Raw genomic sequence first — 324 nt, 5'->3', positions numbered from 1 at the left:
TCGGCCGTCAACCAGGACGGCGCCAGCAACGGCCTCACCGCCCCCAACGGACCCTCGCAACAGCGGGTCATCCGGGCCGCGTTGGCCAACGCCCGCCTCACACCGAGCGACGTCGACGCGGTCGAAGCCCACGGCACCGGCACCACCCTCGGCGACCCCATCGAGGCCCAAGCCCTGCTGGCCACCTACGGACAGAACCGTCCCGCCGAACGCCCACTGTGGCTCGGATCGGTGAAATCCAACATCGGCCACACCCAGGCAGCCGCCGGTATCGCGGGCGTCATCAAGATGGTCATGGCACTGCAACACGGCCGGCTCCCCACG

The 324-nt window shown here is 70.1% G+C and carries 1 protein-coding gene; it reads left to right on the top strand.

What is annotated here, in order from left to right:
* Positions 1 to 324, top strand: a 324-nt coding sequence (locus tag VT52_RS28300) for a polyketide synthase (protein WP_143070932.1), incomplete at both ends; no start/stop codon positions are given.

This window comes from Streptomyces malaysiense, assembly GCF_000980885.2.
Taxonomy (GTDB): Bacteria; Actinomycetota; Actinomycetes; order Streptomycetales; family Streptomycetaceae; genus Streptomyces; species Streptomyces malaysiense.
The sequence above is the reverse complement of the archived record's forward strand: the minus strand, read 5'-3'. Positions and strand labels throughout refer to the sequence as shown.